At 66.4% G+C, this 6,202-nt stretch carries 8 protein-coding genes; 4 read left to right on the plus strand and 4 right to left on the minus strand.

Going from position 1 to position 6,202, the window contains the following annotated elements; translation table 11 throughout:
• On the plus strand, positions 1-532 hold a 532-nt coding region (locus ACN269_RS32955), incomplete at its 5' end, for a type 1 glutamine amidotransferase (RefSeq protein ID WP_421476978.1).
• On the opposite strand, the gene ACN269_RS32960 is transcribed toward ACN269_RS32955, so the two are convergent.
• From ACN269_RS32960 to ACN269_RS32970, 3 genes are all read right to left on the minus strand, one after another.
• Positions 529-1,446 carry a DUF559 domain-containing protein gene (locus ACN269_RS32960; protein WP_421476980.1) on the minus strand — a complete coding sequence of 306 codons (918 nt, stop codon included), beginning with the start codon at positions 1,444-1,446 and terminating at the stop codon, positions 529-531. The genes ACN269_RS32955 and ACN269_RS32960 overlap by 4 nt on opposite strands.
• Before the next feature lie 108 nt (positions 1,447-1,554).
• A complete protein-coding gene (gene recR / locus ACN269_RS32965) occupies positions 1,555-2,166 on the minus strand; it encodes a recombination mediator RecR (protein WP_421476989.1) in 612 nt (203 codons plus the stop codon).
• 1 nt (position 2,167) lies between these two features.
• Complete coding sequence (locus ACN269_RS32970) at positions 2,168-2,476, minus strand: YbaB/EbfC family nucleoid-associated protein (RefSeq protein WP_421476982.1); 309 nt, start codon at positions 2,474-2,476, stop codon at positions 2,168-2,170.
• Positions 2,477-2,611: 135 nt separating this feature from the next.
• Between ACN269_RS32970 and ACN269_RS32975 the strand changes: the two genes are divergently transcribed.
• Complete coding sequence (locus tag ACN269_RS32975; protein WP_421476983.1) at positions 2,612-3,364, plus strand: Rv3717 family N-acetylmuramoyl-L-alanine amidase; 753 nt, start codon at positions 2,612-2,614, stop codon at positions 3,362-3,364.
• Positions 3,365-3,423: 59 nt separating this feature from the next.
• Here ACN269_RS32975 and ACN269_RS32980 read toward each other — a convergent pair whose 3' ends face one another.
• Entirely contained in the window at positions 3,424-3,882 is a 459-nt protein-coding gene (locus tag ACN269_RS32980) for an SRPBCC family protein (RefSeq protein ID WP_421476985.1), read from the minus strand.
• Between the two features lie 84 nt (positions 3,883-3,966).
• Here ACN269_RS32980 and ACN269_RS32985 point away from each other — a divergent pair, with 84 nt between their 5' ends.
• The gene (locus ACN269_RS32985; RefSeq protein WP_421476991.1) at positions 3,967-5,349 is read left to right on the plus strand and encodes an FAD-binding oxidoreductase; all 1,383 of its coding nucleotides are present in this window, start codon (positions 3,967-3,969) and stop codon (positions 5,347-5,349) included.
• Positions 5,346-6,202 (plus strand): class I SAM-dependent methyltransferase (locus ACN269_RS32990; protein WP_421476987.1); only part of this gene is annotated, 857 nt, incomplete at its 3' end. The genes ACN269_RS32985 and ACN269_RS32990, both read left to right, overlap by 4 nt.

Below are 6,202 nucleotides of genomic sequence, written 5' to 3' on the forward strand. Positions count from 1 at the left end.
CGAGGACTACGCGCAGCGGCTGGCCACCAAGCATCTGATCCGCTATCCCGGTCTGCAGCAAGCGGCTTCGCGGGGTGCGCCGGTCCTGGCAATCTGCGCGGCAATCCAGGTGCTGGGCCACTGGTATGAGACCTCGGCGGGTGAGCGGGTCGACGGGGTCGGGTTGCTCGATGTGACAACCTCGCCGCAGCCGACGCGCACCATCGGCGAGGTGGCGTCGACACCCTTGGTGGAAGGCTTGACGCAGCCGCTGACCGGTTTCGAAAACCATCGCGGCGGAACGGTTCTGGGTGCTGACGCGCGACCGTTGGCGAAGGTGACGAAGGGTGCGGGCAATCGCGCCGGCGACGGTGTTGACGGCGCAGTCCAAGGCAGCGTCGTCGCGACGTACCTGCACGGCTGCTGCCTGGCGCGCAATCCCGAGCTGGCCGACCATCTGCTGGCGAAGGTGGTCGGCCCGTTGCCGCCGCTGGAACTACCCGAGGTCGACTTGCTGCGGCGCGAGCGACTGGCCGCGCCGCGTCGCGTCTAGGCCGCCGACGACACCCCTCGCCCAAATGAACCTTTGGGCGAGAAAGTGGGAGTGAAATGCGCCAGTTTGTCGATCTCGGCGCCGCCTCGACGGAGGTGGGCCTCGTAAACGCGTGCCAAAATGTCCCGCGGCCGGTCCTCGTTGATCACCCGGATCACCTCCCACCCCTTGTTCGCTACCTTCGGGATCCGCCGGGTGTCCTTGACGTACTGCGGGCGATCCGTGCGATGTTGTTCGCCGTCGTACTCCACTGCGAGCTGGGTGTTACGCCAACCCATATCCAGGTAGGCAAATGGATAGTCGTGGTCCAGCACGGGGATTTGTGTTTCTGGAATGGGAAATCCGTTGTCTATCAATAGGAGTCGCAACCAGCTCTCCTTCAGCGACTCAGCCCCGGCATCCACAAGTGGCAGCAGCTCACGCAGTTGGCGAACACCGCGGGTCGGGCCGTAACGTCGCATCAGCATCGACACGTCGTCGGCGCGAAAGGGCGCGGCGCGCATCAGCGCATCCAATCGGCCGATGGCCTTCGATCGATGCTGGTAGCGCCCCAGGTCGAAGGCAGTGCGGGCGGGAGTGGTCACCGGCAGGTCAGCCGCGGTCGTCACCTCATCGGGCATGAAACGGTCCCGACGGACCACGAGCCCTGGCTGGCGACGACGGGTGTCGACAAGAACCTCGATAGGCTCAACGTCGTCAACCCATTTCGCGCCGAGTAACGCCGACGCAGCGACACCGGCGACCACCCCGGTGCGGTCAGTGGTCAGCCAGGCGCCGGTTGCTCTGTCGTGCAGCGTCGGCGTCGCCACTTTTGGGATGTAGACCCCGCGGAACAGTGGCCGGAACCAACGACGCAACTCGTGTCGGGGCAGCCCATCGCCGAGCGCCTCCCTACCAAGAAATATCTCTGTCATGACGGCATCGTCGTCGCAGGGTCCGACACCACGCCGAGTTGGACGAAATGGTGCGATTCACTCGCACTTTTTCGCCCAATGGTTCATTTGGGCGAAAAAGATGGAGAGTCAGGCCATGGCGCGGCGGCCAGCCAGCGCCCGCCCGAGAGTGAGCTCGTCGGCAAACTCCAAGTCACCGCCCATCGGCAGACCCGAGGCGATCCGGGTGACGGTCAGGCCTGGAATGTCGCGCAGCATCCGCACCAAGTAGGTGGCGGTCGCCTCGCCCTCGGTGTTGGGGTCGGTGGCGATGATCACCTCGCTGACGTCGACGCCGTCCACCCGCTCGCCGATCCGGTTCAACAGTTCGCGGATCCGCAGCTGCTCGGGCCCCACCCCCGACAATGGGTCCAGCGCCCCGCCCAGCACGTGGTAGCGGCCGCGGAACTCGCGGGTGCGCTCGACGGCCTGCACGTCCTTGGGCTCCTCGACCACACACACCAGCGACGCATCGCGGCGCGGATCGCCGCAGATGCGGCAGCGCTCGGCGTCGGAGACGTTGCCGCACACCGCACAGAAGGTCACCCCGTCGCGGATGCGGCCCAGCGCCGCAGTGAGCCGGTCGATGTCGGGCGGCTCCACCGACAACAGATGGAAGGCGATCCGCTGGGCGCTTTTGGGCCCGACGCCGGGCAGCTTGCCCAGCTCGTCGATCAGATCCTGGACGGGCCCTTCAAACAAGTCAGACTCCCGGCAGACCCAGGTCACCCATCCCGCCGGCGAGCGGCCCGAGCCGGTCGTGGGCCAGGATGGTGACCTGCTTGGCGGCGTCGGCGATGGCACCCACGACCAGGTCCTGCAGCGTTTCCACGTCGCTGGGGTCGACCACCTTGGGGTCGATCGCCACTGCGAGCACCTCTCCGCTGCCCTTCATGGTGACCTGCACCAGCCCGCCGCCGGCCTGGCCGTGCACCTCGGAGTTGGCCAGCGCTTCCTGTGCCTCCATCAGCTGCTGCTGGACCTGCTGCGCCTGGGCGAGGAGTGCCGACATGTCCGGTGTGCCTCCAGGTTGCATGGCTGGTCCCCTTGCGTGTTCGTTGCGTGTTGGTCTCGACTTGGTTTCTCTCGCCCACATCAGGCGCTTTGAGCTTCCAGCCTAGCCGCCGTGGGCGCTACCGTGGCGCCCGTGTCCGCGTCAGCCAAACTGCGTGTCGGCGCCGCATTGGCCGTCGGCCTGTTGATCGCGGCTGCGACGCCGACGGCCCCGGTGGCAGCCGCGCCCGCCAACATCGCGGGCATGATCGTGTTCCTGGACCCGGGCCACAACGGCGCCAACGACGCGTCCATCAGCCGGCAGGTCCCGAACGGCCGGGGCGGCACGAAAGAGTGCCAGACCAGCGGCACGGCAACGGCCGACGGCTACCCCGAGCACACCTTCAATTGGGACACCACGCTGCGGGTTCGGGCCGCGCTGCATGCGCTGGGCGTGCGGACGGCGATGTCGCGCGGTAACGACAACGCACTGGGTCCCTGCATCGACGAGCGGGCCGCGATGGCCAACTCCCTGCGCCCGAACGCGGTGGTGAGCATCCACGCCGACGGCGGCCCGCCCACCGGCCGCGGCTTTCACATTCTGTACGCGGCGCCGCCGCTGAACAATGCGCAGGCCGGCCCCAGCGTGCGGTTTGCGCAGGTCATGCGAGATGCGCTGGCCGGGTCTGGCATTCCGCCGTCAACCTACATCGGCTCGGGCGGCCTGAACCCGCGCGCCGACATCGCCGGGCTCAACCTGGCCCAGTACCCGTCGATTCTGGTCGAGCTGGGCAACATGAAGAACCCGGCCGACTCCGCGCAGATGAAGACCCCGAGCGGGCGGCAGCGCTACGCCGACGCCGTGGTGCGGGGTGTCGCGGCGTTTCTGGGGACGCAGGCCCGCTGACGGGTTGCGCCGAGGTCGACAAACGGGCGCGATCTACTCGTACTTTCTCGCCCAATGGTTCATTTGGGCGAAGGGGGGGAGGCGTCCTCGACTTGGCGTTTGAGGTTCTCCAGCACCTCGGCCTGGATTTTCTTCAGCCCCAGCGGCGCGAACGTCTTCTCGAAGAAGCCCTTGATACCGCCGGCGCCGTTCCACGACGTCTTGACCGTCACCGAGGATCCGGTGCCGGCCGGTGCGACCGTCCAGTTGGTGATCAGCGTGGAGTTCGCGTCCTTCTCGATCACGGTGTGCCCGGCGACGTCGATCTCAGCCTTGACGTCACGCACCCGCGACTCGGTGGCCTGCAGCTTCCAGCTGGCCACCGTGCCGGCGCCCTGCCCTCCCTCGAGCACCTGGTAGTCGCGGTAATGCGACGACAGGATCTTCGGACGGACGGTTTGATAATCGGCGACCGCGCCGAGCACGGTGGCCGGTTCGGCATTGATCAGGACCGTGCTGGTCGCGCTGACCTGTCCCATCGGTTGAACTCCTCGCGGGGTGTATTGCGGATTACAACGGTCGCATCGACCGCGGCCGCCGACTAGCGTATATCTGTGTCAGTTGTGCCGACCGACGCACGGGCCGTCTACTCCGCGGGTGTGCAACGCCTGCTGGCCAGCTACCGCGCCATCCCCAGCGGCGCCACGGTGCGGCTGGGAAAACCGACCTCGAATCTGTTCCGGGCCCGTGCCAAGAACACCGCCAAGGGTCTGGACACATCCGGGCTGACCCACGTCATCAGCATCGACCCCGAGCAGCAGACCGCCGACGTGGCCGGCATGTGCACCTACGAGGATCTGGTCGCCGCGACCCTGCCCTACGGTCTGGCTCCGCTGGTGGTGCCGCAGCTCAAGACGATCACGCTGGGCGGTGCGGTCACCGGTCTGGGTATCGAGTCAACCTCGTTTCGCAACGGCCTGCCGCACGAGTCGGTGCTGGAGATGGACATCCTCACCGGCGCCGGCGAGGTGCTGACGGCCTCACCCGATCAGCATCCCGATCTGTTCCGCGCTTTCCCCAATTCCTATGGGACACTGGGCTATTCGGTGCGGCTGCGGATAGAGTTGGAACCGGTCAAGCCGTTCGTCGCCGTCAACCATCTGCGGTTCACATCGGTGGCCGACCTGGTCGCGGCAATGGACCGCATCATCGAAACCGGCGGCCACAACGGAGCTTGCGTCGACTACCTGGACGGAGTGGTGTTCAGCGCCAACGAAAGCTACCTCTGCCTGGGGTTCAAGACGTCGACGCCGGGGCCGGTCAGCGACTACACCGGCCAGCAGATCTACTACCGCTCCATCCAGCATCCCGACGGGGAGAAGCACGACCGGTTGACGATTCATGACTACCTGTGGCGTTGGGACACCGACTGGTTCTGGTGTTCACGCGCATTCGGCGCTCAACACCCCCGGATCCGGCGGTTCTGGCCCCGGCGCCTGCGCCGCAGCAGCTTCTACTGGAAACTGATCGGCTACGACCAGCGGTTCGACATCGCCGACCGGATCGAGCAGCGCAGCCTGCGCACCCCCGAGAAGCCGCTGCGCGAACGGGTGGTTCAGGACATCGAGGTGCCGCTCGAACGGACCGCCGAGTTCCTGAACTGGTTCCTGACGAACGTGCCGATAGAACCGCTCTGGTTGTGCCCGTTGCGGTTACGCAGCGACACTCGCTGGCCGATGTATCCGCTGCGGCCGCACCGGACCTACGTCAACGTGGGTTTTTGGTCCTCGGTGCCGGCCGCCGACGATCCGGGGCACACCAACAAACTGATCGAACACCAGGTCAGCGCCCTCGACGGACACAAATCGCTGTACTCCGACGCGTTTTATTCGCCGGATGAGTTCGACGAGCTCTACGGCGGGGAAACCTACAAGCAGGTCAAGAAGACCTACGACCCTGATTCACGTCTGCTTGATCTCTATTCGAAGGCGGTGCAGAGGCGATGACGACATACAAGGAACGCGATTACTCCGCGTCGACGGCCGGCAAGCTTTCGCTCGCCGAGATCCTCGAAATCCTGGCGTCCGGACAGTTGCCACTGCGGTTCACCGCCTACGACGGCAGTTCAGCCGGGCCCGACGACGCCGAACTGGGCCTGGATCTCAGGACACCCCGCGGCACCACCTATCTGGCCACCGCTCCGGGTGATCTGGGGTTGGCCCGGGCGTACGTGTCAGGGGACCTGGAGCCGCGCGGCGTGCACCCGGGCGATCCCTACGACCTGTTGCGTGCGCTGGCCGAGAAGATGGCCTTCAAGCGGCCGCCGATGGCCATGCTCGCCAACATCGTGCGCTCCATCGGCATCGAGCACCTCAAGCCAATCGCCCCGCCGCCGCAGGAGGCGCTGCCGCGCTGGCGACGCCTCGCCGAAGGCCTGCGGCACAGTCGAACTCGTGACGCCGATGCGATCCATCATCACTACGACGTCTCCAACACGTTCTATGAGTGGGTGCTCGGGCCGTCGATGACCTACACCTGCGCGTGCTACCCCGACGTCGACGCCTCGCTGGAGACCGCGCAGGACAACAAATACCGGCTGGTGTTCGAGAAGCTGCGGCTGCAACCCGGCGATCGGCTGCTCGATGTGGGCTGCGGCTGGGGCGGGATGGTCCGCTATGCCGCGCGCCACGGGGTGCGCACGATCGGTGTGACACTCTCCCGAGAGCAGGCCACTTGGGCGCAGAAGACGATCGCCGACGAGGGGCTGAGCCACCTCGCCGAGGTCCGCCACGGCGACTACCGCGACATCGCCGAAACCGGATTCGACGCGGTGTCCTCGATCGGGCTGACCGAACACAT

This window comes from Micromonospora sp. WMMD736 (assembly GCF_049179015.1).
GTDB lineage: Bacteria > Actinomycetota > Actinomycetes > Mycobacteriales > Micromonosporaceae > Micromonospora.

Bases quoted from the DNA above. Each gene is read 5' to 3' on its own strand.
- ACN269_RS32960 (WP_421476980.1), bottom strand. From the start codon at position 1,446: ATGACAGAGATATTTCTTGGTAGGGAGGCGCTCGGCGATGGGCTGCCC.
- ACN269_RS32970 (WP_421476982.1), bottom strand. From the start codon at position 2,476: ATGTCGGCACTCCTCGCCCAGGCGCAGCAGGTCCAGCAGCAGCTGATG.
- ACN269_RS32980 (WP_421476985.1), bottom strand. From the start codon at position 3,882: ATGGGACAGGTCAGCGCGACCAGCACGGTCCTGATCAATGCCGAACCG.